Below are 26,191 nucleotides of genomic sequence, written 5' to 3'. Positions count from 1 at the left end.
CCCAGCCGATCCTGCTGTACTGCGCCAGCGGCGGCCGCTCCACCCTGGCGGCACTGAGCCTGCAGCACCTGGGCTACACCGCGGTGCGCTCGCTGACCGGCGGCTTCCTGGGCTGGACCGCGGCCGGTGGCCCGGTCGATTTCTGAGCCCATGCCGCGCCGCGCCGCAACCGCCCTGGACCCTGCCGCGATGCGCGCGCACGCCAGCGAGGCGGCGCGCCTGCTGAAGGCGCTCGGCAACGAGAAGCGGCTGCTGCTGCTGTGCCTGCTGGTGGACCACGAGCAATCGGTCGGCGAGCTCAACGCGCGCGTGGAGCTGAGCCAGTCGGCGCTGTCGCAACACCTGGCGCTGCTGCGCGAGGATGGACTGGTGCAGACCCGCCGCGAGGGTCAGACCATCTATTATTCGCTGGTGCCCGGCCCGGTGCAGCGCATCCTCGAGGTGCTGCACGGCATCTACTGCAGCGCCGCGCCACCTGCCGCCACCCGGAGCGATCGATGAGCCAGCATCCGCACGTCCACGCCTTCCACCATGGCGGTTCCGGCACCTGGAGCTACGTGGTCGAGGATGGCAACGACGCCGCGGTGATCGACCCGGTGGTCGGCTATGACCCGCAGACCGGCGCACTGGACGACGCACCGGCGCAGGCGTTGGCCGCGTGCCTGGACGCGCGCGGACTGCACCTGCGCTGGATTCTCGAGACCCACGCCCACGCCGATCATGTCTCCGCCGCGCAGTGGTTCAAGCAGCGATGGCCACACGCGACGCTGGCGATCGGCGACGGCATCCGCGAGGTGCGCGCCCGTTTCGCGCCACAGTTCGGCCTGGACGCGGACGGGCAGGCGCGCTGCGGCTTCGATCACCTGTTCGCCGATGGCGAGCGTTTCGCGATCGGCAGTGTGCAGGCGCAGGTCATCGCCGTGCCAGGCCACACCGGCGACAGCGTCGCCTACCTGATCGGCGATGCGCTGTTCCCGGGCGATTCGCTGTTCATGCCCGACAGCGGCACCGCACGCTGCGATTTCCCCGGCGGCGACGCGGCCACGCTGTACCGTTCGATCCAGCGGCTGTACGCGCTGCCGGAGGCGACGCGCGTGTTCGTGTGCCACGACTACGGCGCAGGCGGCCGCGCGGTGGCCTGCCAGACCAGCATCGGCGAACAGCGCCGCAGCAACATCCATGTGCGCGATGGCATCGACGAAGCGGCCTTCGTGGCCTTGCGCCAGGCGCGCGATGCGACGCTGGCCGAGCCGCGGCTGATGCAGCCGTCGGTGCGCGCCAACATCCAGGCCGGCCGCACCGACGACCTGGCGCCGCCAGCGGCGTGAGCAGGCAGCGCGCCGCCGGCGCGCTAGGATGGGGAGTTGCGACAGTGCTGCGCGACCGTACGCGCGCGCTGCCGCGCCCTGCCGCATCGCCTACCTGCCCCCCGCTGGAGTGACCCATGACCCGACCGCTGCGCCGCCTGCTGTGCCTGTGCACCTTGATCGTCGCCACCGCGATCGCGCCGGTCTCGGCGCAGACGCCGCTGACCGTGTTCGCCGCCGCCAGCCTCAAGGAATCGCTGGACGAGGCCGCCAGCGCCTACCAGCGCGCCAGCGGCACCCCCGTGCAGGTGTCCTACGCCGCCAGCTCCACGCTGGCCCGGCAGGTGGAACAGGGCGCGCCGGCGGACGTGTTCGTCTCCGCCGACCAGGAGTGGATGGACTACCTGCAGCAGCGCAAGTTGATCGATCCGGCACTGCGCCGCGACCTGCTCGGCAACACGCTGGTGCTGGTGGCGCCGGCCGCCAGCAAGGCGCAGGTCGACCTGCGCAAACCCGGCGCGCTGCTCGCCGCCCTCGGCGCGCAGGGGCGCCTGGCGGTCGGCCAGACCGCCAGCGTGCCGGCCGGCAAGTACGCGCGCGCCGCACTGCAGGCGCTGGGTCAGTGGGACAGCGTGCAGCCGCGCCTGGCCGAGAGCGAGAGCGTGCGCAGCGCGCTGATGCTGGTGGCGCGCGGCGAAGCGCCGCTGGGCATCGTCTACGGGTCCGACGCCCAGGCCGAACCGAAGGTGCGGGTGGTGGCGACCTTCCCCGCCGACAGCCACGCGCCGATCGTGTATCCGGTGGCGCCGCTGCGGGCGAGCCCGCAAGCCAAGGCCGCCGCCGAGTTCGTGCGCTGGCTGGGCACGCCACCGGCACAGGCGATCTTCCGTCGCCACGGTTTCTCGCTCGCCCGCTGAGGCCTGGCGTTGTTCGACTTCACCGCGCAGGAACTGACCGCGATCGCGCTGAGCGTCAAGGTCGCGCTGGTCGCGGCGCTGGCCAGCCTGCCGTTCGCCGTGGCCTGCGGCTGGCTGCTGGCGCGGCGCCGCTTCTTCGGCAAATCGTTGCTGGACGCGCTGCTGCACCTGCCGCTGGTGATGCCGCCGATCGTCACCGGCTACGCGCTGCTGCAACTGTTCGGCCTGCAGGGGCCGATCGGCGGCTGGCTGTTCGAACATCTCGGCGTGCAGTTCGCGTTCCGCTGGACCGGCGCGGCGCTGGCCAGCGCGGTGATGGGCTTCCCGCTGATGGTGCGGGCGATCCGCCTGGCCCTGGAGTCCACCGACCGTCGCCTGGAAGCGGCGGCCGCCACGCTCGGCGCCGGCCCATGGCGGGTGTTCTTCACCATCACCCTGCCCCTGGCATGGCCGGGCGTGGTCGCCGGCAGCGTGCTCGGCTTCGCCAAGGCGTTGGGCGAGTTCGGCGCCACCATCACCTTCGTCTCCAATATCCCCGGACAGACCCAGACCCTGGCCTCGGCGATCTACAGCCTGCTGCAGGTGCCCGGCGCCGAAGCCGGCATCTGGCGGCTGGCGGCGGTGGCGCTGGCGATCTCACTGGGCGCCTTGCTGGCCTCCGAGTGGCTGGTCCGGCGCCAGCGCGGCGCGGAGGCGGATGCATGAGCCGCGCAAGCACTCGGAGCCTGCACCGATGCTGAGCATCGACCTGCACCTGCAGCGCGGCCGTTTCGCGCGCCACGTGCGCATCGAGGAACAGGCGCGCGTGGTCGCCCTGGTCGGTCCGTCCGGCGCCGGCAAGACCAGCCTGCTCAACGCCATCGCCGGCGTGCTGCCGCCGCGCAGCGGGCGCATCGTCATCGATGGCCGGGTGCTGTACGACAGCGCTGCCGGCATCGACCTGCCGGCGCATCGCCGCGGCATCGGCTACGTGTTCCAGGACGCGCGCCTGTTCCCGCACATGGACGTGCGCCGCAACCTCGGCTATGGCCGCCACGGCCGCGGCCGGCCGGCGCGCTTCGCACTGGATGCGGTGGTCGACCTGCTGGGTATCGGCGCCCTGCTCGGGCGGCGCCCCGACACGCTCTCCGGCGGCGAAGCGCAACGTGTGGCGATCGGGCGCGCACTGCTGTCGCAGCCGTCGCTGCTGCTGTTCGACGAACCGCTGTCGTCGCTGGACGCCGACCGCCGCAGCGACCTGATCCCCTACCTGCAGCGCGTGCGCGACGACGTGCGCCTGCCGATGCTCTACGTCAGCCACCAGGCCGAGGAAGTGGCGCGCATCGCCGACGCGGTGCATCGGCTGGACTGACGCCGACATCGCGTTCACCCGGGCCGGCGAGACTGAAGTCCCCACCACGGCAAACATCGCATGCGCCGCTACCGCAAGCTCGACTTCCCCACCCAGGACGTCCGCCGCTTCCTCGAGCCGGGCCCGGTGGTGCTGGTCAGTTCGGCCTGGAAGCGGCAGCGCGACGTGATGACCCTGGGCTGGCACATGGTGCTGGAGTTCTCGCCCTCGCTACTGGCCTGCTGCATTTCCAGCGCCAACCACAGCTTCGACCTGATCCGACGCAGCAAGCAATGCGTGATCAACCTGCCCACCGCCGACCTGGTCGACACCGTGGTCGGCATTGGCAATACCAGCGGCGCGGACCTGGACAAGTTCGCGCACTTCGGCCTCACCGCAGTGCCCGCCACGCACGTGGCGGCGCCGCTGATCGCCGAGTGCTACGCCAGCTTCGAATGCCGCCTGCACGATGGCAGCCAGATCGGCAAGCACGGCCTGTTCGTGTGGGAGGTGGTCAAGGCGCACGTCGCCGCCTCGCCCAAGCGGCCGCGCACCCTGCACTACCGGGGCGACGGCCGCTTCATGCTGTCAGGCGCGGAGATCTCGCGGCGGCGCCTGTTCAAGCCGGAGATGCTGTAGTTCCCGGCAACGGGCAAGGCAGACCGCACGCGGCGATCGCGGCGCTCAGCGCGCGCCGCCGACGCGCCCCGACTGCACGCTGGCCTTGCCCTGTCGGACCTCGAAGGTGAACGCGTAGGCCAGCGTCACCGGCACCTCCTGCACCGACTGCGCATCGTCGCAGCGTCCCTCCTGCGCCGGCCGCTGCGCCGGATCGGCATAGGTGCAGATCGCCGCCGGCACGAAACGCCACTGCGCGACTGCGTCCTGCACCGCCTGCAGCAGATCGGCCATCTCCGGCTGCGCGCCCGCGCTGCAGTCCGGGCGATCGTTCAACAGGGCGCTGCGCTCCACCATGCCTTGCGCGGACAGGATTACCCGCACGCAGACCGTGGTCGGGGCCAACGTGCGGCGCGGCGACGCGCTCGGCAACTGCAGCGTCGGCGCCTGCAGCGGTTGCGGCATGCGGAACACTTCCTGCGGCTGCATCCGATACGACTGCACCGCCGCTGCACCGGGCGCCGCGCCGGATCCTGTTTCCAGCATGCGCTGATCCACCGAGTCGATGCGCTGGGTCGGTTGCGGCGCCTCTTTCGGTACGTGGCTGGCGCAGCCGGAAAGGACCAGCGCCAGCAGCATGCCGGTCCGCCCGTGCGCACTCATCGCACGGTCCGCGCCATGCCGCACAGCGGCGCGGCGCCGCCCTTGCCGGAGAACACCTTGTCGCACAAGCTCGCCAAAGTGTCGCCGGCATCCTCGCCCAGGCGATACCAGCGGTAATTCGCAGCATCGGCGACGCCAGCCGGCGCGTCCTCGGGGTACATTTCCACGTCGAACGCGACCGGGATCTTCACGCGGCTGGCCACAGCGCGTCCGTGCGCAGTCGCCGGCGAGAAGCGCCACTTCCAGGCGGCGGTGACCGCGGCAGCATCCAAGACTGCGCTACCGCTGCCATGATCCAGCACGCGCACGCCGCTCGGCGCCCCGTGCGCATCCACGTCGACCAGCAGGACCAGCTTGCCGGAGACGCCGGCACGCACCGCTTCATCCGGGTATTTCGGGGGCGGCATGTCGATCACCTTGGCAGGCCGCGCTCCGGTCCGCGCGGCGACCACCGACGCCTGCTGCACCGATCGTGCCGACGTGCCATCCACCTCGCTCGCGGCAAGATCGCGCGCCACGCCCGTGGCATCTGTTCCAGTTGGCAACGCCAGTGCCATCGCACTCCCGCTCAACGCGGCCAGCGTCACCGCCGCGAGGCCCAGACGACGCCGCCAACCGCGCACCGCCGGGCGCCGCAGCAAGGCAATGCGCTGGCACAGGACGCTGCCCGCCTGCCAATGGCAGCCCACCGGCAAGGCCAACGCGTCCAACTGGGTCTGCAGCATCGCCTCGGCGTAGTGCCGGCGCGTGCCGGGATGGCGAACCAGCACCGCGGCATCGCAGGCCAGTTCCTGATCCAGGCGGAAGCGCGTGGCGGCCCAGTGCAGCAGCGGATTGAACCAGTACACGCAGCGCAGCGCGGCGAGCAGCAGATTGCTGCGGGTGTCGCCGCGGGCGATATGCATGCGTTCGTGCGCCAGCACCAGTTGCGCCTGCGGCGGCGGATAGCGCGCGGCGAAGTCCATCGGCACCACCACTTGCGGCCGCCACGCACCCAGCACCAGCGGCCCATGCAGCGCATGTTCGGCGACCAGCACGCCATCCTCGCCAGGCTGCAGGCGACCCAGGCTGCGCCGGTAGCGGCGCTGCTGCCGCCACAATACGGCCGCCGAGGCCAGCGCACCCGCCAGCCACAACGACAGCAACCAGACCGTGGCCTGTCCGCTCGCCGACACGCCGTCGCCTACCGACATCTGCGCCCGTGTCACGCCGACCAGCACCGCCGGCATGTCCAGCGCCAAGCCCGCCGGCAACGCTGGACGCCAGCCGCTGGGCAACAGTGCCGCCAGCAGCGCCAATGGCACCGCGATCCATAGCGCGTAGGCGATGCCGGCGCCGAACGCGCGCCGCATCGGCACGCGCAATGCCAGCACCGCCGCGATGGCCACGCTGACGACCAGCGCGGTACTCCCGAGGTCCCTCACGATCCCGTCAATGCTCATCGTCCAGCTCCTGGATCAGTCGTTTGAGTTCGGCGATATCGGCATCGCTGAGCTTGCCGCGTTCGCTGAAGTGCGCCACCAACGGCGCGATACGGCCGCCGAACAGGCGGTCGAGCAGGCCTTCGCTCTGTTGCTGCACCCACTGCGCGCGCTGCAGCAGGGGCGTGTACAGATAGCGGCGGCCTTGTTTGTCGGCGCGGATCGCGCCCTTGTTGAGCAAGCGGTTGAGCAGGGTCTTGACCGTGGGTTCGGCCCAGCCGCCATGCCCGGACAAGGCGGCGAACACCTCCTCGGCGCTGAGCGGGTGCCGCTCCCACAGCACCTCCATGACCACGGCTTCCGCGTCACTGATCGACATTTCGTTTACGCCCGTAAATTTTCACTGATTACGCGCGTAAACAAGACGCATGTCAAGCGTTTTTTGCGCAGCGTCGGATGTCCTGGCGATCGGCATGCCACCACGCCCGGAGGTCGTCGCTGCCAATCGCGTACGCCGCGGCACCGCGCGTATCGCTCGCACCACGATCCACGCAATCGCCGGCACACCCTCTAAGCTATGCCGATGACCGATCACCTCGACGACCTCGACGCCGCTGCCGACCTGATCCTGCAGCGCATCGCCGGCCCGCTGCGCGTGGGCGCACCGCTGGGCCTGGGCAAACCGCATCGCTTGCTCAACGCGCTGTACGAGCGCATCGAACACGATCCGACGCGGCCGCTGCAGATCTACACCGCGCTGTCGCTCAATCCGCCGGCGCCCGGCGGCGGGATGCAGGGTCGGTTCGCGCGGCCGTTCGTACAACGCCATTTCGGCGAGGATTTCCCGCGTCTGCGCTACGTGCAGGCGATGCAGCGCGATGCGCTGCCGGCGCACATCCAGGTCGAAGAGTTCTACATGCAGTCCGGCGCGCTGCTGCGCTCGACCCAGGCGCAGCGCAGCTACACCAGCCTCAACTACACCCATGCCGCCGATGCGGTGGCGCAGCGCGCGCCGAACCTGATCGTGCAGAAGGTGGCGCGCGAACCCGACGGCACCCGGCTGTCGTTCTCGTGCAACAACGACATCACCCAGGACACCCTGACCGCAGTGCAGCGGCGCGGCCTGCCGCGGCCGCTGCTGGTGGCCGAAGTCGATCCGCAGTTGCCGTGGATCGGCGGCTGCGCGGCGGTGGAGCCGAGCTTCTTCGACGTGGTGGTGACGCCGCCGGGGCCGTATCCGCGCCTGTTCGGGCTGCCGCGGCAGCCGGTCGCCGACGCCGATTACGCCATCGGCCTGTACGCCAGCACGCTGGTGCGCGACGGCGGCACCCTGCAGATCGGCATCGGCACCCTGGCCGATGCGCTGTGCCACGCGCTGGTGCTGCGGCATACCGACAACGCGCGCTACCGGCAGGTGCTGGCGGCGCTGGATCCGGAACTGGAGCGGCATCCGGCGGTGCGCGAATGCGGCGGCCTGGAGCCGTTCGCGATCGGCCTGTTCGGCTGCAGCGAGATGCTCAACGAAGGCTTCCGACAACTGGTCCAGTGCGGGGTGATCCGGCGCAAGGTGCTCGACGACGCGCCACTGCTGCAGCGCGTGGCCGACGGCACTGCCGATGCGCAGGACCTGCAGCGTCTGGAGCGCGAGGGCGAATACCTGCAAGGCGCGTTCTACCTGGGCTCGCCGGAGTTCTACGCCTGGCTGCGCGACATGGATCCGCAGGCGCGCGCGGCGATCGGCATGCGCCGCATCAGCGAGATCAACCAGCTCTACGGCGACGAGGCATTGCGCCGGATACAGCGGCGCGAGGCGCGCTTCTTCAACTCGTGCATGATGGCCACCGCGCTCGGCGCGGCGGTGTCCGATGCGCTGGACGATGGTCGCGTGGTGTCCGGCGTCGGCGGCCAGTACAACTTCGTGTCCATGGCGCACGCGCTGGACGACGCGCGCAGCGTGCTGATGTTCCGCGCCGTCCGCAGCGATGCCGGCGCAACGCAGTCGAACGTGCGCTGGAACTACGGCCACACCACCATCCCGCGGCACCTGCGCGACCTCTACGTCAACGAGTACGGCATCGCCGACCTGCGCGGCCTGACCGACGAGGACTGCATCGCGACAATGGTCGGGATCGCCGACGTGCAGGGGCAACTTGCGTTGCTGGAGACGGCGAAGGCCAACGGCAAGCTGGCCGCCGACTTCGCAGCATCCATGCACTGGCAACGCAATCAGGCTGCGCGCGTGCGCGACGCGCTGGCGCCGTTCCGCCGCGACGGCACCCTGCCCGACTATCCGCTGGGCAGCGATTTCACCGAGGTCGAGCAGCGCCTGCTGCGCGCCCTGTCCTGGCTGCAGCAGCACACCGCCAGCACCGGCGCCAAGCTGAAGACGGTGGCCAGCGCGGTGCTGGCGCGTCCCGCGGCGGATGCCGCCTGCATGCAGCGCATGGGGCTGGACGCGCCGCGCAGCCTCGGCGAACGACTGGAAGCGACGTTGCTGGCATTCGCCCTGCAGCGCACGCGCACGCCGCAATGACGCACGCGCGGCAACGGCAGGGAGCCACCCGGCGACGCAGGGTTTACGTGTAGAAGCGGCTCGACGTGCCCTGGGCCGACAGCCGCAACGCGCGCGATCGGGAATGCCCGTCGCGGCCAAGTCGCTCTCGCAACAACGCCAACACTTCGCACTGAGTTGCGGCAAAACCGCGTCGCCGGCGGTGCTTGTCCAACCAGCCGCGACAACGTGACGAGGGTCATGCACGCATGGGACACCGCGCACGATCGTGGCACGCCGCCGGCCATGACACGATTTGGCAACACCCGCGTCAACTCCACTCGGGATGCTGTCGAGATATCGTTACCAAGCGTGGCCACGATGCTCCCCCAACGTTCTGTCCCGATGTCGTCGAAACTCCGTAGTGCGCCAGCTGCGCTGCGCGCCCTGCTGGCGGTGTTGGCGCTGTTGCCATCTGCGCTGTGCGCAGCCCCCAGGCTTGGCGACCTGCAGTACATCGGCAGCCACAACAGCTACCACGCCGGCTTCGCGCCCAGCGAAGCAGCGCTGTGGAAACGCCTGGATCCAGCGACGTTCGCGGTGCTGGACTATCGGCATCCGCCGTTGACGCAGCAACTGGACGACGGCGTGCGCCAGATCGAACTGGACATCTACGCCGACGCCAAGGGCGGGCGCTACGCGCACCCGGCGATGATCGAGCAACTCGCCAAGGCCGGGCTGCCGCCGGCGCCGCCGATCGCCGCGCCGGGCGTGATGCAGCGACCGGGCTTCAAGGTCATGCACATCCAGGACCTCGACCAGCGCAGCACCTGCCAGCCGCTGCTGGCCTGCCTGCGCGAGGTGCGGGCGTGGTCGCAACGGCACCCCGGGCATCTGCCGATCTTCATCCTGCTGGAAACCAAGCAATCCACCGTGCCGGCGGCCTTCCCCACGGTGCAACCGGAACCATTCGACGGCAAGGCGCTGGACGCACTGGACGCCGAACTGCGCTCGGTGTTCGCCGCGAACGACTACATCAGCCCCGACCAGGTACGCGGCAGCGCGGCCACGCTCAACGCCGCCGTGCTCGCGCAGGGCTGGCCTGCGCTCTCCGCGGCGCGCGGCAAGGTGGTGTTCCTGCTCGACCAGCGTGCCGTCGGTCCGGCCTATCTCGCCGGCCATCCGTCCTTGCGCGGCCGCGTGTGCTTCACCAATGCCGATCCCGGCGCCGACGATGCCGCCTTCGTCGAGCGCAACGACGGCAGCGCCGACGAGATCGCGACGCTGGTGAAGGCCGGCTACCTGGTGCGCACGCGCACCGACGCCGACCTCAAGGAAGCCCTGCGCAACGACACCGCGCGGCGTGACGCCATGCTCGCCAGCGGCGCGCAACTGCTCAGCACCGACTTTCCCGATCACGAGCCGGCCGCCTCCGGCTACGTGGTGCGCTTCCCCGGCGACGCCGTCGCCCGCTGCAATCCGCAGCGTCCGCAGGCCGACTGCCACGGCGTCGACCTGGGCCACTGAATGCCATTGGCCGCGCGACGTCGCGGCCACGCCCCACACGTACGCAATGGAAGGCCTGGGCGATCCGCGCGCCGGCATCGGCGTGTCCGGACTTCGGATCGCAACCGCTGTTTCCCCCAACGAGCCACCCCCATGCTCCCGATCCATCGCCCCCGCCCCCTGTGCTGTGCCATCGCCCTCGCGCTTGCGCTCTCGCCAGCCGCCCATGCCAGCGACGCCAATGAAGCCACTGACGCCAGCGCGCGCACCACCACCCTGGACTCGGTCAACGTGCAGGCCGCGCAGGCCACCGCTCCGGGTTCGCTGGACGAACAGCGCCTGTCCAACGGCGTCAACAGCGTGATGAGCAAGCAGCAGATCGACGCGATTCCCTCGGCCGGCATCGCCGACGTGGTCGCGCACCTGCCCGGGCTGTCGGCCTACAGCGACATGCACCTGGGCCAGGCCACCACCGGCGAGAACGCCTACGTCAGCATCCGCGGCCTGGATGCCAGCTACAACAGCTACCGTCTCAACGGCTTCGGCATGCCCGAGACCGATTCGTCCACGCGTGCGATCTCGCTGAACATGCTCGCGCCGTTCGGCATCCAGTCGGTCAAGGTCTCCAAGTCGCCGACCCCGGACCTGCCGGGCGACGCGATCGGCGGCACGATCGACATGCGCACGCCCAGCGCGTTCGACTTCGACGGCGACTTCTACGGCAAGACCACCGCGCAAGGCCAATTCAACGCGCTCGCTTCCGACCTTGGCGGCAAGCACACCGGCGGCACGCTGCAACAGGAGCTGGCCTGGAAGTTCGGCGACGACCACGCATTCGGCGTCTACGCCTCGGCCTACTACGGCAAGAACAACAACATGGCGCAGGCGCCGGCGCCCAACAGCGCGTATTTCCCGGCGGACCCGGCGCAGGCCAAGGCGGTGGATCTGCGCGATGTCGGCCCGCTGCTCAGCGCCCGCTACAAGTACAGCGTCTACACCAGCCAGATCGAGCGCTACGGCGGCAACCTCGCCTTCGACTGGCAGGGCGAGCACACCACCCTTTTCGCGCGCGCCATCTACGGCAGCTACAACGTCACCGGCCAACAGGACCAATCCAGCGCACGCCTGGAAACCGTCAACAGTCAGCCGACCGCGGTGCGTGGCGGCTACTTCAACACCCACGACATCAAGGAAACCCTGGCCACGCTGCAGTTGGGCGGGCAGACCACGCTGGATCGTCTGCGCTTCGATTACGGCAGTTCCTTCGGACGCGGCACGCGCAGCCGCCCGGACTACGTCGCCGCAAGCCTGTACGGCTTCACCCCGGGCAGCTTTGCGTTCGATCTCAGCGATCCGACCTATCCGAGCATCGGCCCGAGTTCGCCGGCCCTGAAGAACTTCTTCTACAGCCTGGATTCGGCGCTGTTCTGGAAGACCCAGGGCCACGATGCCGGCAGCCACGACAACCGCGCCAGCGCGCATGCCGACATCAGCTACCGCGTGGACGGCGACGTGCTCGACGAGGTCAAGACCGGCCTGTCGCTCGACCACGCCGACCGCGGCTCCTACGATCACCCTTTCTTCCACAAGGACGGCAATTTCGTCTACAACGGCCCGTATTTCGGCGGCACCAACTACGTGTTCCCCAACGCCGGCGGCCCGCCGCTGAGCGCCCTGCCCGGCCGCCTCACCTACGCCGCCTTCGATGGCCACTACGCCGGCCCGTTCAAGATCCTCGACCGCGACTGGGTGCGCGCGCAGGCGGTGCCGTACAAATACGTCAACGATCCCAATGGCGCCGGCATCTATACCGCCAACGACTACAACGCCAACACCACCTCCAGTACCGAGGCGATCTACGCTGGCTACGCGATGGCCACGCTGCATGTCGGCGCGGTGACCATCCTGCCCGGCGTGCGCTACGAACTGACCCGCTACTCCGCCGATGCCTGGCAATCGAACGGCGACGGCATCAACGGCCGCTTCGTCGGCAGCGGCCGCAGCTATGGCGAAGTATTGCCAGGCATCAGCCTCAACTACCGCCCGGACGAGCTGACCGTCTACCGCGCCTCGCTGCGGCGCAGTTTCAGCCGCCCGGCGTTCGGGCTGATCTCGGGCGAGACGGTGTACACGGTCGACCCCACCCAGAAGGTCATCGGCATCTCCAAACCCAATCCCGACCTGCAGCCGAGCAAGGCCGACAACGCCGACCTGTCCGCGGAGTTCTACGACCGCAACGGCGGCGTGCTCAGCGCCTCGACCTACTACAAGCGCATCACCGGCTTCATCTACACCTCGCAGTCGGCGACCAGCAACGACAACACGCTGGGCGGCCTGGTGCCGACCGGTACCACCTTCGAGGACGGCGTGCCGGTGACCATGCCGCAGAACGGCGGTACCGCGACGCTGTACGGCGTGGAACTGGCCGGCAGCAAGCGCCTGCAGGATCTGCCTGGGTTCTGGAGCAACTTCGGCGTTGCCGCCAACCTGACCCTGCAACACAGTTCCGCCGACAGCAAGCGCACCGACCAGCCCGAAAAGACCTGGCTGCCGCGTGCGCCCGAGCGCATCTACAACCTGGACCTGTTCTACGACGACAGCCGCCTGCGCGCCGACCTGAGCTACAACTACACCGGCCTGCAACTGCTCGGCCTGACCAGCGACCGGCTCAACTACTACCTGCAGCCGGTCAAGTCGCTGGACTTCACCGCCACCTACCACCTGCCGCACGGCATCGACGTCGGCATCGCTGCCAAGAACTTGCTGAATTCGGCCACGTTCTACGAGACACAGGGCAAGTCCACCCGCTACATGGCCTACGACCCCGGTGCCGACGGCGCCTACGTGGAAACCGGGCGCGTGTACATGCTCACGCTGAGCTATACCTACTGACGCTGCCCTGCCTCCGCCGCTGCGGCGAGTGCCTTGCGTGCAGACAGCACGCAAGGCATTGGGCAGGATGCACCAGCGCCGCGCCCCGCCGTCAGAAGCCACTCCTGGCGCCGAAGCATCGAGGGGTGCGGCAATCCTCCGCAAGCTGCATCGCGCTTCCTCGGGCTGAAGGCCCGGGCATCTAGGGACATTTCCCGATCCCGCACATGTCGGCACGCAGCGACAGTGGCTGCGCGACGACCATGTCTGCATGGCACGCAAGCCGACCATCCATCCCATTGCGACCAAGGATTCCCTTCGATGAACATGCGCCCATCGCTCCGCGCTCTTCTGCTCGTGCTGTCGACACTCCTGCCCTTTGCTGCGCTGGCCGCTCCGCCCGCCACCGTCGCCAGTTGCGCGGGCATCGCCGCCGCCTATCCGACGGACCTCGGTCCGCGTTGCAACAGCAACTACGCGAAGATCAATCACCAGCCGCAAGACGCCGCACAGCGCCTGCAGACCTACTATGCGCGCGTGGAAGTGCTGAAGATCTTCAGGAAAGCCCTGCTGTGCAATGGCCTGTATGGCGCCAAGGCTTCGGAACAGCAGCGTTTCGGCAGCGGCGAAGACGGCCATCTGCAGGCACTGGCCAATCTTTACCAGAACATGCAGAACGACCCGAACCGCCCCGCGGCGCTGTATACGGCTGCCGATCTGAAAGACATCAAGATGAACAAGCCGCAATGCAAATGAGGCAACGCATTCGCACCGAACGCCAGGCGCGCTGAGGTCGCTGGCGTCCCCTTGCGGTTCGGCATCGGCCGCCTCCGGGCAGCCGATGTCATTCGCGTGTAAAATTGCGGGTTTTTGACCACTCACATGGCGAAAGCCCCTCCACGGGCGCCCGTCCCGGGCCCGGCCTTCATTCGCCTGCTGGCGCGCCTGAGCGATGCGCCGATGCCCGCGTCCAGCCCCGCGCTGGCCGACCGGCTCGGCCAATGGATCGACTGGAACCGCGCGGTGGCAGTGTCACGGGCGCTGGACGGCAAACTGCCCGAGCCTGCCGAAGATGCCCCCGGGGCGCCGGAACCGTCGGCCCTGGAGGCCGAATGCGGCCGCGTGCGCGCTGCACTGGAAGAGAGCATCGCCCTGGACATCGCCAAGGAAACCGGCAAGCCCGTGGGCAAGCGCCAGCACGACCCCGACGCACCGATCGACTACGCGCCGTTCCGCCAGCGCTACCAGGCGCTGCAGCGCGCGATGCTGACCGCGACCGGGCGCCTGCGCGGCCTGCTGCGCGATGCCCTGGTCCCGCTCTCGCCGGAGATGGCGCGGCTGGCCGAGGTCGATGCGGTGATGGAACTGACCCTGAGCCCGCGCGAGCAGACCCTGCTGGCGACGGTGCCCAACCTGCTGGAAGCGCATTTCCAGCGCCTGCGCGCGGCCGCCGCGCCCGCCCCCGATCCATCCCTCACCGACGTTCCGCCGGCGCCGTCCGACGCGGCCTGGCTGGACCTGTTCCGCCAGGACCTGCACAGCGTCCTGCGCGCCGAACTGGACGTCCGTTTCCATCCCATCGAAGCGCTGCTCGCCGCGCTTCGCAGCCGTTGATCCGATCCTCATGCCCAAGACCCTGCTCCATTCCGTCCTGTTCCTTGCCGGCCTCGCCGTGGTCTGCTGGATCGGCGTCGGCTATCTCGGCTCCAACCCGCTGGGCGCCAGCTTCGCCGCGCTGATCGGCCTGTGCTACCTGGCCGGCATCGCCGAGCTGTACCGCTACCGCCAGGCCACGGCGACCCTGCACACCGCGCTGAGCGACGCCGAGGCCGCGCGCGACGACCTGGGCGGCTGGCTGCAACGGCTGCACCCGAGCCTGCGCAACGCGGTGCGCCTGCGCATCGAAGGCGAACGCGCGGGCCTGCCGGTGCCGGCGCTGACCCCGTACCTGGTCGGCCTGCTGGTGCTGCTGGGCATGCTCGGCACCTTCCTGGGCATGATGGCCACCCTGCACGGCACCGGCCTGGCACTGGACAGCGCCACCGATCTGAATGCCATCCGCGCTTCGCTGGCGGCGCCGCTGAAGGGCCTGGGCTTCGCCTTCGGCACCTCCATCGCCGGCGTCGCCGCCTCGGCGATGCTCGGCCTGCTCGCCGCGCTGTGCCGGCGCGAGCGCCTGCAGGCGGTGCAGCACCTGGACCTGCACGCGGCGACCGCGCTGCGCACGCATTCGCTGGCCTACCAGCGCAACGAGGCCTTCAAGCTGCTGCAGACCCAGGCCACGCTGATGCCGGGCCTGATCGAGCGCATGCAGACGATGATGGCGGCGCTGGAACAGCACAGCGCGGTCAGCGGCGAACGCCTGGCCAGCAGCCAGGACGCCTTCCACAGCCGCACCGAGGCCGCCTACACGCGCCTGGCCGGCGCGGTCGAACACGCCCTGCAGGCCGGCGTGGCCGCGCACGCGCGGGCGTTCGGCGACGCGCTGGAACCGGTGGTGCAACGCACGCTGGACGGCGTGGCGCGCGAGACCGCCGCGCTGCAGGACAGCGTCGGCCAGGCGGTGCAGCGGCAGCTGGACGGCCTGGCCAATGGCTTCGCCCAGGCCGCCGAACAGGCCACGCAGCGCTGGGACAGCGCACTGGCCGAGCAGCAACGCGTCAATGGCGCGCTGCTGCAGGAACTCGGCAGCGCGCTGCAACGCGCCGGCGACGGCATGGAGCAACGTGCCACCACGCTGGTGGAGGCGACCGCGGCACGCCTGCAGGGCGCCAGCGACGACGCCAGGCAGGCCTGGAGCGAGGCGATGGCGCAGCAACGCGAAGCGAACGACGGCCTCGCCGCACGCCAGGCACAGGCACTGGACGCAGTGGCCAGCCGCCTGGATGCCACCGCCGAAGCTGCCCAGCAAGCCTGGAGCACGGCACTGGAACAGCAGCGCGAGGCCAACGCCGCACTGGTCGCACGCAACGCGCAGGCACTGGACACCGTGGCGACGCGGCTGGACGCCACCGCCGAAGCCGCACAGCAGGGCTGGGACGCTGCGATGGCACAGCAGCGCGCGATCAACGACACCCTCGCCACGCACACGACGCAGGCGCTGGAGACCGTGGCGACCCGCCTGGACGCCACCGTCGAGGCCGTGCAACAGGCGTGGAGCGGGGCGCTGGCGCAGCAACGCGAGGTCAACGAGGCCCTGGCCACGCGCAACGCGCAGGCGTTGGACACCGCCGCGGCCAGCCTGGAACAGCGCGCCGCCGCCCTCGCCGAGACGCTGCAGCAGGCCCATGCCGACCTGCAGGAGGCACTGGAAGCGCGCGACCAGGCGCGTCTGCGTGCCTGGACCGACAGTTTCGCCAGCATGGCCGCGACCCTCGGCGGACAGTGGGAGCACCATGGCGAGCGCATCGCACAGCGCCAGCAGGAGATCTGCAGCACGCTGCAGGAAACCGCGGCGGCGATGTCCGAGCAGGGCCAGGCACAGGCGCGCGACACCATCGCCGAGATCGAGCGGCTGGTGCAGGTCGCCTCGGAAGCGCCGAAGGCCGCGGCCGACGTGGTCGCGGAACTGCGCCAGAAACTCTCCGACAGCATGGTCCGCGACACCGCCATGCTCGACGAGCGCAACCGCCTGCTGGCCACGCTGCAGACCCTGCTGGAGGCGGTCAACCACGCGTCCACCGAACAGCGCAGCGCGGTGGACGCCCTGGTCGCGACGTCGGCCGATCTGCTGGAGCGCGTCGGCAGCCGCTTCACCGAGCAGATCGACGCGCAGACCGGCAAGCTCGACGACGCCGCCGCGCAGGTCGTCGCCGGCGCCACCGAGGTGGCCAGCCTGGGCGACGCGTTCTCCGGCGCGGTGCAGGCCTTCGGCGAATCCAACGCCGCCCTGCTGGAACGCCTGCAGGGCATCGAGCAGGCGCTGGACAAGTCGCTGACGCGCAGCGACGAGCAACTGGCCTACTACGTGGCGCAGGCGCGTGAGGTGATCGACCTGAGCATGCTCTCGCAGCAGCAGATCACCGAGGAATTGCGTCAGCTCGCCGCGCGCCAGGCGCCCGACCAGGCCGACGCGGCATGAGTGACGAGCTGGAACTCGAGGCCGACAACGGCGCACCGGTCTGGGCGGTGTTCGGCGACCTGATGTCGGTGCTGCTCGGCGCCTTCGTGCTGATCCTGATCGGGGTGATCGGCGTGCAGTTGCAGCTGTCGAACAAGCTGGATGCGGAAATGCGCCAGCGCCAACGTGAAGCGCAGCAGCGCAAGACCCTGGAACAGGCGCTGGCCGCGCCGCTGGCGGCCGGCCGGGTGACCCTGGTCGACGGCCGCATCGGCATCCGCGGCAACGTGCTGTTCGCACTGAACTCCGACCAGTTGCAGCCGGAGGGCCGCGACCTGCTGAAGAGCCTGGCCGCGCCGCTGGCCGGCTACCTCAAGGCGCGCGACGAGATCCTGATGGTCAGCGGCTTCACCGACGATCGCCAGGTGCGCGAGAGCAATCGCCAGTTCGCCGACAACTGGGAACTGTCGGCCGAGCGCGCATTGACCGTGACCCGCGCGCTGATCGAGGCCGGCGTACCGGCCGATGCAGTCTTCGCCGCCGCCTTCGGCGCGCAGCAGCCGGTGGCGCCGAACGTGGACGAGGCCGGACGCGCCAGCAACCGCCGCGTGGAGATGGCGCCACTGCCGCGCATGCGCAAGAGCGCCGCGACGCCGCATGCGCCCTGATCGGATCGCCGCCACCGATCGCCTCGCCGCCTGGCGTGCTGAGCATGCCGAGCGGCTGGACCCGCTGCGCTTCCGCTTCCTCGAAGCGCTGGCGCGCCGCACCGAGGCGCAGCAGGGCAAGGCGCGCGAACTGCTGGAGCAGAAGCTGTCCGCGTTGCTCGACGCCTACGCCGCGGCGCTGGCCGCGGCACCGCAAGGTGCTGGCGATGCCGAGGCCGACGCCGCGGTGCGCGCGATGCAACCAGGCCCGCTCGGTGCCTTGCTGGCGCAGTCCCGCGCCGCGGTGGTTACGATCCGCGCCGGCAACGACCAAGGCGCCAACCTGGAGGCCAACGACGAAGCCCCCACGGCGACCGATGCCATCGACACAGAACTCCCCGCACCATCGCCCTTGCCCACCGCAGCGACCGCAGCGGCGCGACTCACCGCACCGCAACTGCCCGCGGTCGAAGACGCGCGCCGGCTGTGGACAGAACTGCGCAGCCGCAGCCAATTGCGGCAGTCGCTGCAACCGGCCCCCGCCGACGCCGGCCCGCTCAACTCCGGCGTGCTGGTGCATCGCGCATTGGCGCTGATGCGCACGCTCTCGCCCGGCTACCTGCAGCACTTCCTGTCCTACGTCGATGCGCTGTCCTGGCTGCAGCAACTGCACGACGGCGGCGCACTGGCGAAGCCGCAGCAACCCGGCAGCGCCGCAGGCAAACCGACGACACCCCGCAGCAAGCCGCGCAAGCGCGGTTGATCGCATCACCAATGCACGTGATGCCGACACCGTCGTTGTAGGAGCAGCTCTTGTCCCCTTTTCGGGGATCAGCCGCGAAGGGCGTTACACGGAACCTCGGTCGCGGCTGAAGCCGCTCCTCCGAGATGCGCGTTCTCTCATACGGCACACGCCATCCAGGCAAGAAAAAGGCCGGCATGCGCCGGCCTTTTTCGTCACCATCGTGGCTCTCGGCTTACAACGCCTTCGCCGCCGCCACCACGTGTTCGGCGGTGATCTGGAAGTGCTTGTACAGCACGTTCGCCGGCGCCGAGGCGCCGAAGCTGTCGATGCCGACCACGGCGCCGTCCAGGCCCACGTAGGCGCGCCAGAAGGCGGTGACCCCGGCTTCCACCGCCACGCGCTTGCGCACCGCCGACGGCAGCACCGACTCGCGGTAGGCGGCGTCCTGGCGATCGAACACGTCGGTGCAGGGCATCGACACCACGCGGGTCTTCAGGCCCGCGGCATCCAGCGCCTGCTTGGCTTCCACCGCCAGGCCCACCTCCGAACCGGTGCCGATCAGGATCACGTCGGGCGTGCCGCCCTCGGCATCGGCCAGCACGTAACCGCCGCGCTCGATCAGCTTGATCTGCGCCTCAGTGCGAGCCTGGAACGGCAGGTTCTGGCGGCTGAACACCAGGCAGCTCGGGCCGTCCTTGCGGGTGATCGCGGCCTTCCAGCTCACCGCCGACTCCACCGTGTCGCAGGGGCGCCACACGTCGTTGTTGGGGATGTAGCGCAGCGACGCCAGATGCTCCACCGGCTGGTGGGTCGGGCCGTCCTCGCCCAGGCCGATCGAGTCGTGGGTGTAGACGTGGATCGCATGCGCCGGGATCAGCGCGCTCATGCGCACGCCGTTGCGCGCGTAGTCGCTGAACACCAGGAAGGTGGCGTCGAACGGAATGAAGCCGCCGTGCAGCGCCAGGCCGTTGGCGATGGCGGTCATGCCGAACTCGCGCACGCCGTAGTACACGTAGTTGGCGTTCGGATCATCCGTGGCGACCGACTTGCTGGCCTTCCACAGGGTCAGGTTGGAATGCGCCAGGTCGGCCGACCCGCCGACCAGCTCCGGCAGCAGCGGCGCGAACGCCTCGATCGCCATCTGCGAGGCCTTGCGCGACGCGATGGTCTGGCCTTCGGCGGCCTGCTTGGCGATGTAGGCGTCGGCCTGGGCGAGGAAGTCTTCCGGCAGCTCGCCGTGCGAACGGCGGGTCAGTTCCGCGGCTTCGGCCGGGTACTGCTTGGCGTACTTGTCGAAGGCCTGCTCCCACTCGGCCTGGCGCAGCGTGCCGGCACCACCGGCGCGCCAGCCGTCGTAGATCGCCTGCGGGATCTCGAACGGTGCGTACGGCCAGTTCAGCGCCTTGCGCGCGCCCTCCAGCTCTTCCTTGCCCAGCGCGGCGCCGTGCGAGGATTCCTTGCCGGCCTTGGTCGGCGCACCGAAGCCGATGGTGGTGCGGCAGCAGATCAGGGTCGGCTTCTCGCTCTCGGCGATCGCCGCCTCGATCGCGGCCTTGACCGCATCGGCGTCCTGGCCGTCGACATCACGGATCACGTGCCAGTGATAGGCCTCGAACCGGGCGGGGGTGTTGTCGCTGAACCAGCCGGCGGTGTTGCCGTCGATGGAGATATGGTTGTTGTCCCAGAACGCCACCAGCTTGCCCAGGCCCCAGGTGCCGGCAAGCGAGGCGGCTTCGTGGGACACGCCTTCCATCATGCAGCCGTCGCCCATGAACACCCAGGTACGGTGGTCGACGATCTGGTGCTCGGGGCGGTTGTAGCGCTGCGCCAGCAACTTCTCGGCCAGCGCGAAACCGACCGCGTTGGCGAAACCCTGGCCGAGCGGACCGGTGGTGGTCTCCACCCCGGGGGTCTCGCTGCGCTCCGGGTGGCCGGCGGTCTTGCTGTGCAGCTGACGGAAGCGCTTGAGCTCCTCGATCGGCAGGTCGTAACCGGACAGGTGCAGCAGCGCGTACTGCAGCATCGAGCCGTGGCCGTTGGACAGCACGAAGCGGTCGCGGTTGAACCAGTGCGGATTGTTCGGGTTGTGGCTGAGGAAGTCGTTCCACAGCACTTCGGCGATGTCGGCCATGCCCATCGGCATGCCGGGATGGCCGGAATTGGCGGCCTCGACCGCATCGGCGGCAAGGAAACGGATCGCGTTGGCGAGTTCGCGGCGGGTAGGCGTCGTCATGAGGGATCTGTCGGAAGCGGGCGCGTGGCGTCGGGCCCACTATTGTCCCACAGGCGGGGATTGGGGATTGGGGATTGGTAGCGTCACCGGCTGGACGCCCGAGATGGCGCAGGAGCGGCTTCGGCCGGTCCAACGCGTGGCCCCGTCAGGCCGCGACGCTGCCGCCTCTACGAATCCCCAATCCCGACTCCCTAATCCCGGCCGTCCTCCCCCTTGGCCACCATCGTGGTCAGGGCCAGGTCGCCGGTCACGTTCAGCGCGGTACGGCACATGTCCAGGAAATGGTTGACGCCCAGGATCATGCCGATGCCGACCGGGTCCACGCCGACCATCGCGCAGATCAGCGCCACCACCGGCAGCGAGCCGGACGGGACGCCGGCGGTGCCGATGCCGCCGAGAATACAGACCAGCATCACCATGCACTGCTGCGCGATGCTCAGCTCCACGCCGAAGAACTGCGCCAGGAAGATCACCGTCACGCCCTCGAACAGCGCGGTGCCGTTCTGGTTGGCGGTGGCGCCGACGGTGAGCACGAAACGCGAGACCTTGTGCGGCAGCCCCATCTGGTCGGCCACGCGCAGCGCGGTCGGCAGGGTGGCGTTGCTGGACGCGGTGGAGAACGCCATCACCGTCGCCTCGCGGGTGGCGCGAAAGAACCACAGCGGCGAGCGCCCGGCCAGGCGCACCGCCACGCCGTAGCTCACCACCATGTGCAGGCCCAGCGCCAGCACCACCACGCCCACGTAGGCGCCCAGCCGCACCAGCAGCTCGAAGCCGAACAGCGCCGCCAGGTTGAACATGAAACAGGCGACCGCATACGGCGCCAGGCGGATCACCAGCCCGATCAGGGTCATCGAGATCTCGAACACACCCTCGATGCCGCGCCGCAGCGTCGCCACCTTGGCGTCTTCGCTGAGCACCATGCCCACGCCGAACATCACCGCGAAGAACATCAGCGACAGGATCGCGCCATTGCTGGACGCGGCTTCGACCACGTTGTCGGGCACGATCGACAGCAGCATGTCCATGCCGTGCGGCTGGTGCCTGCTCTGGTCGACGATCTGCGCGGTGCGCTCCACGTTCTGCTGCAGCAGTTGCTGCGCCAGCTCGCGATCCACGCCGATGCCCGGCTTGAGCACGTTCACCAGCACCAGACCCAGCAGCACCGCCACACCCGACAGCACCACCGTGTAGCCCAGCGTCTTCCAGCCGATCCGGCCGAGCGCACGGATGTCGCCCATCTCCGAAATGCCCATCACCAGCGCCGAGAACAGCAGCGGCACGATCAGCATGAAGATCAGATTGAGGAACAGCTTGGAGAACGGCGTGGTGAGGTACTTGGTCAGCGCCTGCACCCAGTCCGCATCGCCGCCTACGCTCATGTGCACCGCCAGCCCCAGCACCAGCCCAAGGACGAAGCCGATCGCCATTTTCCAATGCAACGGCATGCCGGTTTCGGCCTTCACGGGGGTGTCGGTCATGAGCAGCGCCTGGCCAGAAGAAGCGTGAAGCTTAACAAACCCACACTGGCCGTTCTCAAGTCATCGCATGACCGGTGTCCGCCCTGCGCCCCGCAGCAGGGCCATAGGGCGGCCAGCGTGCCTACGGCGCAGACGCTAAAGTGCCCACATCAACCATCTCGAACGCCGCCCATGCTGACCGGATTCAACCACCTCACGCTGGCCGTGCGCGATGTGGAGCGCAGCTTGGAGTTCTACCGGCATGTCCTCGGTCTGCGCGCGCATGCGTGCTGGGACCACGGCGCCTACCTGAGTCTGGGCGAACTGTGGCTCTGCCTGTCGCTGGACCCGCAGCGCGGCCCCGCGTCGGCCGACTACACGCACTATGCGTTCTCCATCGCCACCGACGCCTTCGCCGACTTTGCCCAGCGCCTGCAAGATCACGCAGTGCCGCTGTGGCAGCGCAATCGCAGCGAAGGCGACTCGCTGTATTTCCTCGATCCGGATGGGCATCGCCTGGAGGCGCATGTCGGCGACCTGCATTCGCGGCTGGCCTCGTGTCGCGCGCGGCCGTATGCGGGAATGCGCTTCCTCGACTGAGCAAGCGGCGCCATCGTCCGGCACCACCGCGTCCTCGTCGGCAAACACCCGCGTCACAGCGCCCACCAATCGCGGGCCGCAAGCGCCAATGCCTCACGCATCACGCGGATACAGCGGCGGCAGCTCGTCCTTGTCTTGCTTGCGCGACGTAGCGCGCCAGCGCGGTCCGGCCCAGAACGCCTGACGCAACGCGGCGCGCGCACCGGTCACATCGCCGCCACCGCCCCAGCGTGCGTGCTGCATGCGCAGCACCGCGTCGCGCTGCGCCGGATCGTCCAGACGCTGCACCACCGTATCCAGGTCGGCGACGCCGGCCTGCGCGCACAGGATCGCGGCGACCTCGTCCAGACCGCCGCTGTCCAGGGCCTTGCGCAATTCCGGCAATGCGGCGCGCGCCGTCGCGGGTGCCGATGTCGCACCCGGCGCAGCGTTGGCCGCCGAGCCCGGCAGCGCTGCAACGCCGCGTGCACGGCGCAAGCGGCGCCAGGCCCAGACCAGGGTCGCCAGCCACAGCACCGCAAAACCCGCGGCCAGCGCCATCCACAGCGGCGACGAGGCGAGCCATCCCCGCAGGGTATGCGTCGGCGCCACCGCATTGTCGGCGGGAACCGCGCTCAGCGTCGGCGCCGCGGGGGTGACCGGGGCGGGGGCCGGCGCAGGCACGCCTTGTCCGGGCTGCACCTGCAGGGTCAGATCCGGCAGGCTGGCCTCGCGCGCAGCGCCAGCGCCCACGTCCCACCACGGCATGCGCAGGCCGCGCACCAGCAATGGGCCAGCCGCCTGCGGCACGATCGAGTAGCGACGGCTGACGGTCACCTGCGGCCCGCCGTCGACGAAGCGTTCCTGCACCTGCGGCGGCTCGGCGAACACCTGCGCGCCATCGACACTGGGCGTGGGCAGTTCGGGGAACTGCGCCTGGGTCGCACCACGTGCCGTGGCCTCGACCACGATGTCGGCAGCCTCGCCGGCCTTGGCACGCTGCGGCGTGGCGGTGTAGCGCAGGCGCAGTTCGTGCAGCGGCAGCCACGGCTGCGGCGCATTGGCCGGCTGCGCGCGCACCTGCAGGGTCTGCGCGGTGCCGCGCGCATTGAGTTCGCCGCCTCGGCCGAAGTAGTCGTCGAAGAAGCCGGTGGGGCCGCGGCCGCTGAAGCGCGCGCCCGGCAACAGCAGCGAGCCGCTGCGCTCGGGCACCAGCAGGTAGTGCCGCTCGACCACCGTGTACATGCGCCCGTCGATCTGACGGCGGTTCTGGATGTCGTCGCCGACGCGCTGCAGCGACGCGCCGGCCGGCGCGTCCAGGTCCAGCTCGCCCGAGCTCAGCGGCACACCGAGATACAGCCGCACCACCACGCCCACGCTCTGCTGCACGTAGGGCCGCGCGTCGTCGACGACGGTCTGCACGAATACGTCGGCGTTGCCCACCTGCGCGGGCACGTCGGCATTGGCGGTGGCCGGCGCGGCGGCACTGGCCGCGGCCACCTCCAGCCGCAAGGGCGCGGTGCGTTCGTTGCCGACCTGCAGCGACGGAATCTCCAGCGTGCCGGTGCTGCGCGGCGTCAGCATCACCCCGAACAAGGACTTCGACGAGACCGCGCCGTTGACGATCTGCATCTGCCGGCTCTTGACCTCGTTGCTGAGCGCGAAATCCGCGCGCAGCGGCGCGTAGTCCGGCGTGGCCGCCGCCTGGTCGGTCTCGATGTTGAGGGTCACGCCCTCGCCGGCGCCGACGTTGTCGCGATCCAGCCACGCGCGCGTGGCGGCAGCCGCCGGCAGCGCCAGCAGCAGCGCGGCCAACACCATCAGCACCGCGCAGGCGCGGGCCCCCTGGCCGAGTCGCTCGAAGTGGATCATGGCTCTTGTTCCCGCTGCCTGCGTTCGTGTTCCAGCCTGAATTTGGCGCGCAGCAGATTGCCCGGATCGTCCGGCACCCGCCGTAGCCACGCCTCGACCGCCTGACGCTGCTCGCGTTGCTGCGGCGTCTCGTTCGCGGCGGCAGCGGCGCGCTCGGCGGCCTGTTTGTCGGTGCCGCCCTGCTGTGCCATCGCCTGCTGCATCTGCTGGCGCTGCGCCGCATCGGCCTGCTGTTGCGCCTGTGCATCGCCCGGCTTCGGCGGCGCCTGCCGCGCGTCCTTGGCGCCATCGCGTCCCTGCTGGCCGTCGCGCTGCTGGCCGTTTTGCTGCTGGTTCTTCTGCTGCGGGTTCTGCTGGGCGCCGTTCTGCTGCTGACCCGCCTGCTGTTGACCGTTTTGCTGTTGACCGTTCTGTTGCTGGCCGTTCTGCGACTGCCCGCTCTTCTGCTGCTGGCCGTCCTTGCCCTGCTGGCCGGACTTGGAGTCCTGCGACGACTGGCGCTTGCGCGCGGCCTCCACCGCGGCGCGGTTGGCGATCGCATCGGCCATCTGCGGATGCAGTTTCAGCGCCTTGTCGTAGGCGTCGATCGCCTCGTCGTAACGGCCCTGCCGTGCCAGCGCATTGCCGAGGTTGTACCAGCCGGCGTCGCTGTCGATGCCTTCGAACTGCTGTTGCGCGGCGGCGAAATCGCCCTTGCGGTAGGCCTGCACGCCTGCATCGAGCCGTTGCTGGCGGACCTGGTCGGCACGTTCCCACCACCCGCCTGCGACAGGACCGAGTGTCGGCGTCTGTGCTGGCGCTGGCGCCTGAGCCTGCGCATGCACCGGTAGCGGCATCGCCAGCGGCGCCAACACCAGCAGCAGCACCGCGGCGCCACCGCGACGGCGGAACGCGAGCAAGGCCAGCAGCATCAGCGGCGGCAGCAACCAATAGCCTTGATCGAGCCACACGCGGCCATGGCTTTCGTCGGCCGCCGTGGCGTCCGCTTCCTGCGGCCGCAGCACGCCCAGCGCGCGCAGATCCGTATCGTCTGGCGTCAACGCCGCGTAGCGGCCCGCGCCCGCTTCCGCCAGCGCGCGTAGCGCCCCCGCATCCAGTTGCGCGTGCGACAGCCGACCCTGGTCGTCGCGGTAGGCCGCGCCCTGCGCCGTGCCCAGCCCAAGCGCGGACACGTGATAGCCCTGCCTGGCCGCGCGCGCCGCGGCCTGCTGCGCCTGCGCGTCGGCCTGGTCGCTGAGCACCAGGATGTCGCCGCGGGAGAAGCCGGCCTGGCGCAGCAACTGCGCCGCCCAATCGATCGCCAGGTCGGTGCGCTGCCCCGCCACCGGCATCACCTGCGGCGACAGCGCGTCGAGGAACAGGCCCACGTTCGCCGCATCGTCGGTCAGCGGCGCCACCGTGTACGGCTCGCCAGCGTAGGCCACCAGCGCCACTTCGCCGCCGGCGCGTTCGTGCAGCAGCCGCGCCAGCT

Annotated in this window: 23 protein-coding genes; 16 read left to right on the top strand and 7 right to left on the bottom strand. The window is 69.9% G+C overall.

The window, feature by feature from the left end; translation table 11 throughout:
* The first annotated feature begins 8 nt into the window (after positions 1-8).
* From D588_RS28650 to D588_RS0120730, 7 genes are all read left to right on the top strand, one after another.
* Positions 9-146, top strand: coding sequence for a rhodanese-like domain-containing protein (locus D588_RS28650; RefSeq protein ID WP_345775590.1), 138 nt, complete (start codon positions 9-11; stop codon positions 144-146).
* Positions 147-150: 4 nt separating this feature from the next.
* Positions 151-501 (top strand): metalloregulator ArsR/SmtB family transcription factor, encoded by a 351-nt coding sequence (locus tag D588_RS0120755; RefSeq protein ID WP_017917369.1) that lies wholly within the window; start codon positions 151-153, stop codon positions 499-501.
* Positions 498-1,328 carry an MBL fold metallo-hydrolase gene (locus D588_RS0120750; protein ID WP_017917368.1) on the top strand — a complete coding sequence of 277 codons (831 nt, stop codon included), beginning with the start codon at positions 498-500 and terminating at the stop codon, positions 1,326-1,328. Before D588_RS0120755 ends, D588_RS0120750 begins: the two co-directional genes overlap by 4 nt.
* A 116-nt stretch (positions 1,329-1,444) precedes the next feature.
* Entirely contained in the window at positions 1,445-2,224 is a 780-nt protein-coding gene (gene modA / locus D588_RS0120745) for a molybdate ABC transporter substrate-binding protein (protein WP_017917367.1), read from the top strand.
* A gap of 9 nt (positions 2,225-2,233) precedes the next feature.
* Positions 2,234-2,929, top strand: coding sequence for a molybdate ABC transporter permease subunit (modB, locus tag D588_RS0120740; RefSeq protein ID WP_017917366.1), 696 nt, complete (start codon positions 2,234-2,236; stop codon positions 2,927-2,929).
* 28 nt (positions 2,930-2,957) lie between these two features.
* A complete protein-coding gene (locus D588_RS0120735; RefSeq protein WP_017917365.1) occupies positions 2,958-3,575 on the top strand; it encodes an ATP-binding cassette domain-containing protein in 618 nt (205 codons plus the stop codon).
* 60 nt (positions 3,576-3,635) lie between these two features.
* Positions 3,636-4,193, top strand: coding sequence for a flavin reductase family protein (locus D588_RS0120730; RefSeq protein WP_017917364.1), 558 nt, complete (start codon positions 3,636-3,638; stop codon positions 4,191-4,193).
* A gap of 45 nt (positions 4,194-4,238) precedes the next feature.
* On the opposite strand, the gene D588_RS0120725 is transcribed toward D588_RS0120730, so the two are convergent.
* The 3 genes from D588_RS0120725 to D588_RS0120715 are packed head-to-tail and all read right to left on the bottom strand — an operon-like array spanning position 4,239 to position 6,635.
* Complete coding sequence (locus D588_RS0120725) at positions 4,239-4,835, bottom strand: hypothetical protein (RefSeq protein WP_017917363.1); 597 nt, start codon at positions 4,833-4,835, stop codon at positions 4,239-4,241.
* Positions 4,832-6,277, bottom strand: coding sequence for a TonB family protein (locus D588_RS0120720; protein ID WP_026143947.1), 1,446 nt, complete (start codon positions 6,275-6,277; stop codon positions 4,832-4,834). The genes D588_RS0120725 and D588_RS0120720 overlap by 4 nt, the downstream gene beginning before the upstream one ends.
* Positions 6,267-6,635, bottom strand: a complete 369-nt coding sequence (locus D588_RS0120715) for a BlaI/MecI/CopY family transcriptional regulator (protein WP_010340889.1) — start codon at positions 6,633-6,635, stop codon at positions 6,267-6,269. Before D588_RS0120715 ends, D588_RS0120720 begins: the two co-directional genes overlap by 11 nt.
* A 198-nt stretch (positions 6,636-6,833) precedes the next feature.
* Between D588_RS0120715 and D588_RS0120710 the strand changes: the two genes are divergently transcribed.
* From D588_RS0120710 to D588_RS0120675, 8 genes are all read left to right on the top strand, one after another.
* On the top strand, positions 6,834-8,789 hold the full coding sequence (locus tag D588_RS0120710; RefSeq protein ID WP_017917361.1) for an acetyl-CoA hydrolase/transferase C-terminal domain-containing protein: 1,956 nt from the start codon (positions 6,834-6,836) through the stop codon (positions 8,787-8,789).
* A gap of 363 nt (positions 8,790-9,152) precedes the next feature.
* Positions 9,153-10,274: a phosphatidylinositol-specific phospholipase C1-like protein gene (locus D588_RS0120705; protein WP_017917360.1), complete on the top strand. Its 1,122-nt coding sequence runs from the start codon at positions 9,153-9,155 to the stop codon at positions 10,272-10,274.
* A gap of 132 nt (positions 10,275-10,406) precedes the next feature.
* Positions 10,407-13,145 carry a TonB-dependent receptor gene (locus D588_RS0120700; protein WP_017917359.1) on the top strand — a complete coding sequence of 913 codons (2,739 nt, stop codon included), beginning with the start codon at positions 10,407-10,409 and terminating at the stop codon, positions 13,143-13,145.
* 300 nt (positions 13,146-13,445) lie between these two features.
* Positions 13,446-13,880 carry a hypothetical protein gene (locus D588_RS0120695; RefSeq protein WP_017909857.1) on the top strand — a complete coding sequence of 145 codons (435 nt, stop codon included), beginning with the start codon at positions 13,446-13,448 and terminating at the stop codon, positions 13,878-13,880.
* 126 nt (positions 13,881-14,006) lie between these two features.
* Positions 14,007-14,738 (top strand): DUF3348 domain-containing protein, encoded by a 732-nt coding sequence (locus D588_RS0120690; protein ID WP_017917358.1) that lies wholly within the window; start codon positions 14,007-14,009, stop codon positions 14,736-14,738.
* Positions 14,739-14,748: 10 nt separating this feature from the next.
* Positions 14,749-17,205 (top strand): DUF802 domain-containing protein, encoded by a 2,457-nt coding sequence (locus D588_RS0120685; RefSeq protein WP_017917357.1) that lies wholly within the window; start codon positions 14,749-14,751, stop codon positions 17,203-17,205.
* Positions 17,202-17,852, top strand: coding sequence for an OmpA family protein (locus D588_RS0120680; RefSeq protein ID WP_017909860.1), 651 nt, complete (start codon positions 17,202-17,204; stop codon positions 17,850-17,852). Before D588_RS0120685 ends, D588_RS0120680 begins: the two co-directional genes overlap by 4 nt.
* Complete coding sequence (locus D588_RS0120675; RefSeq protein ID WP_017917356.1) at positions 17,842-18,594, top strand: DUF2894 domain-containing protein; 753 nt, start codon at positions 17,842-17,844, stop codon at positions 18,592-18,594. Before D588_RS0120680 ends, D588_RS0120675 begins: the two co-directional genes overlap by 11 nt.
* Before the next feature lie 214 nt (positions 18,595-18,808).
* Here D588_RS0120675 and tkt read toward each other — a convergent pair whose 3' ends face one another.
* Both tkt and D588_RS0120665 read right to left on the bottom strand, forming a co-directional pair.
* A complete protein-coding gene (gene tkt / locus D588_RS0120670) occupies positions 18,809-20,809 on the bottom strand; it encodes a transketolase (RefSeq protein ID WP_017917355.1) in 2,001 nt (666 codons plus the stop codon).
* A gap of 191 nt (positions 20,810-21,000) precedes the next feature.
* Positions 21,001-22,290, bottom strand: a complete 1,290-nt coding sequence (locus D588_RS0120665) for a dicarboxylate/amino acid:cation symporter (protein WP_017917354.1) — start codon at positions 22,288-22,290, stop codon at positions 21,001-21,003.
* A gap of 171 nt (positions 22,291-22,461) precedes the next feature.
* On the opposite strand from D588_RS0120665, the gene fos reads away from it, so the two are divergent.
* The gene (fos, locus tag D588_RS0120660; protein ID WP_017917353.1) at positions 22,462-22,869 is read left to right on the top strand and encodes a fosfomycin resistance glutathione transferase; all 408 of its coding nucleotides are present in this window, start codon (positions 22,462-22,464) and stop codon (positions 22,867-22,869) included.
* 93 nt (positions 22,870-22,962) lie between these two features.
* On the opposite strand, the gene D588_RS0120655 is transcribed toward fos, so the two are convergent.
* Both D588_RS0120655 and D588_RS0120650 read right to left on the bottom strand, forming a co-directional pair.
* Positions 22,963-24,669 (bottom strand): BatD family protein, encoded by a 1,707-nt coding sequence (locus tag D588_RS0120655; protein WP_198526793.1) that lies wholly within the window; start codon positions 24,667-24,669, stop codon positions 22,963-22,965.
* A gap of 47 nt (positions 24,670-24,716) precedes the next feature.
* On the bottom strand, positions 24,717-26,191 hold a 1,475-nt coding region (locus D588_RS0120650; protein ID WP_017917351.1), incomplete at its 5' end, for a tetratricopeptide repeat protein.

This window comes from Xanthomonas sp. SHU 308 (assembly GCF_000364645.1).
GTDB lineage: Bacteria > Pseudomonadota > Gammaproteobacteria > Xanthomonadales > Xanthomonadaceae > Xanthomonas_A > Xanthomonas_A sontii.
The sequence above is the reverse complement of the archived record's forward strand: the minus strand, read 5'-3'. Positions and strand labels throughout refer to the sequence as shown.

Excerpts from the sequence above, each read along its gene's own strand:
- D588_RS0120655 (WP_198526793.1), bottom strand. The coding sequence starts at position 24,669 with ATGGTGTTGGCCGCGCTGCTGCTGGCGCTGCCGGCGGCTGCCGCCACG.
- D588_RS0120725 (WP_017917363.1), bottom strand. The coding sequence starts at position 4,835 with ATGAGTGCGCACGGGCGGACCGGCATGCTGCTGGCGCTGGTCCTTTCC.
- D588_RS0120685 (WP_017917357.1), top strand. The coding sequence starts at position 14,749 with ATGCCCAAGACCCTGCTCCATTCCGTCCTGTTCCTTGCCGGCCTCGCC.
- D588_RS0120730 (WP_017917364.1), top strand. The coding sequence starts at position 3,636 with ATGCGCCGCTACCGCAAGCTCGACTTCCCCACCCAGGACGTCCGCCGC.
- modA (WP_017917367.1), top strand. The coding sequence starts at position 1,445 with ATGACCCGACCGCTGCGCCGCCTGCTGTGCCTGTGCACCTTGATCGTC.
- D588_RS0120705 (WP_017917360.1), top strand. The coding sequence starts at position 9,153 with ATGTCGTCGAAACTCCGTAGTGCGCCAGCTGCGCTGCGCGCCCTGCTG.
- D588_RS0120680 (WP_017909860.1), top strand. The coding sequence starts at position 17,202 with ATGAGTGACGAGCTGGAACTCGAGGCCGACAACGGCGCACCGGTCTGG.
- D588_RS0120710 (WP_017917361.1), top strand. The coding sequence starts at position 6,834 with ATGCCGATGACCGATCACCTCGACGACCTCGACGCCGCTGCCGACCTG.
- D588_RS0120715 (WP_010340889.1), bottom strand. The coding sequence starts at position 6,635 with ATGTCGATCAGTGACGCGGAAGCCGTGGTCATGGAGGTGCTGTGGGAG.
- D588_RS0120700 (WP_017917359.1), top strand. The coding sequence starts at position 10,407 with ATGCTCCCGATCCATCGCCCCCGCCCCCTGTGCTGTGCCATCGCCCTC.
- D588_RS0120735 (WP_017917365.1), top strand. The coding sequence starts at position 2,958 with ATGCTGAGCATCGACCTGCACCTGCAGCGCGGCCGTTTCGCGCGCCAC.
- D588_RS0120695 (WP_017909857.1), top strand. The coding sequence starts at position 13,446 with ATGAACATGCGCCCATCGCTCCGCGCTCTTCTGCTCGTGCTGTCGACA.
- D588_RS0120720 (WP_026143947.1), bottom strand. The coding sequence starts at position 6,277 with ATGAGCATTGACGGGATCGTGAGGGACCTCGGGAGTACCGCGCTGGTC.
- D588_RS0120690 (WP_017917358.1), top strand. The coding sequence starts at position 14,007 with ATGGCGAAAGCCCCTCCACGGGCGCCCGTCCCGGGCCCGGCCTTCATT.
- D588_RS0120750 (WP_017917368.1), top strand. The coding sequence starts at position 498 with ATGAGCCAGCATCCGCACGTCCACGCCTTCCACCATGGCGGTTCCGGC.
- D588_RS0120675 (WP_017917356.1), top strand. The coding sequence starts at position 17,842 with ATGCGCCCTGATCGGATCGCCGCCACCGATCGCCTCGCCGCCTGGCGT.
- D588_RS0120755 (WP_017917369.1), top strand. The coding sequence starts at position 151 with ATGCCGCGCCGCGCCGCAACCGCCCTGGACCCTGCCGCGATGCGCGCG.
- D588_RS0120665 (WP_017917354.1), bottom strand. The coding sequence starts at position 22,290 with ATGACCGACACCCCCGTGAAGGCCGAAACCGGCATGCCGTTGCATTGG.
- tkt (WP_017917355.1), bottom strand. The coding sequence starts at position 20,809 with ATGACGACGCCTACCCGCCGCGAACTCGCCAACGCGATCCGTTTCCTT.
- fos (WP_017917353.1), top strand. The coding sequence starts at position 22,462 with ATGCTGACCGGATTCAACCACCTCACGCTGGCCGTGCGCGATGTGGAG.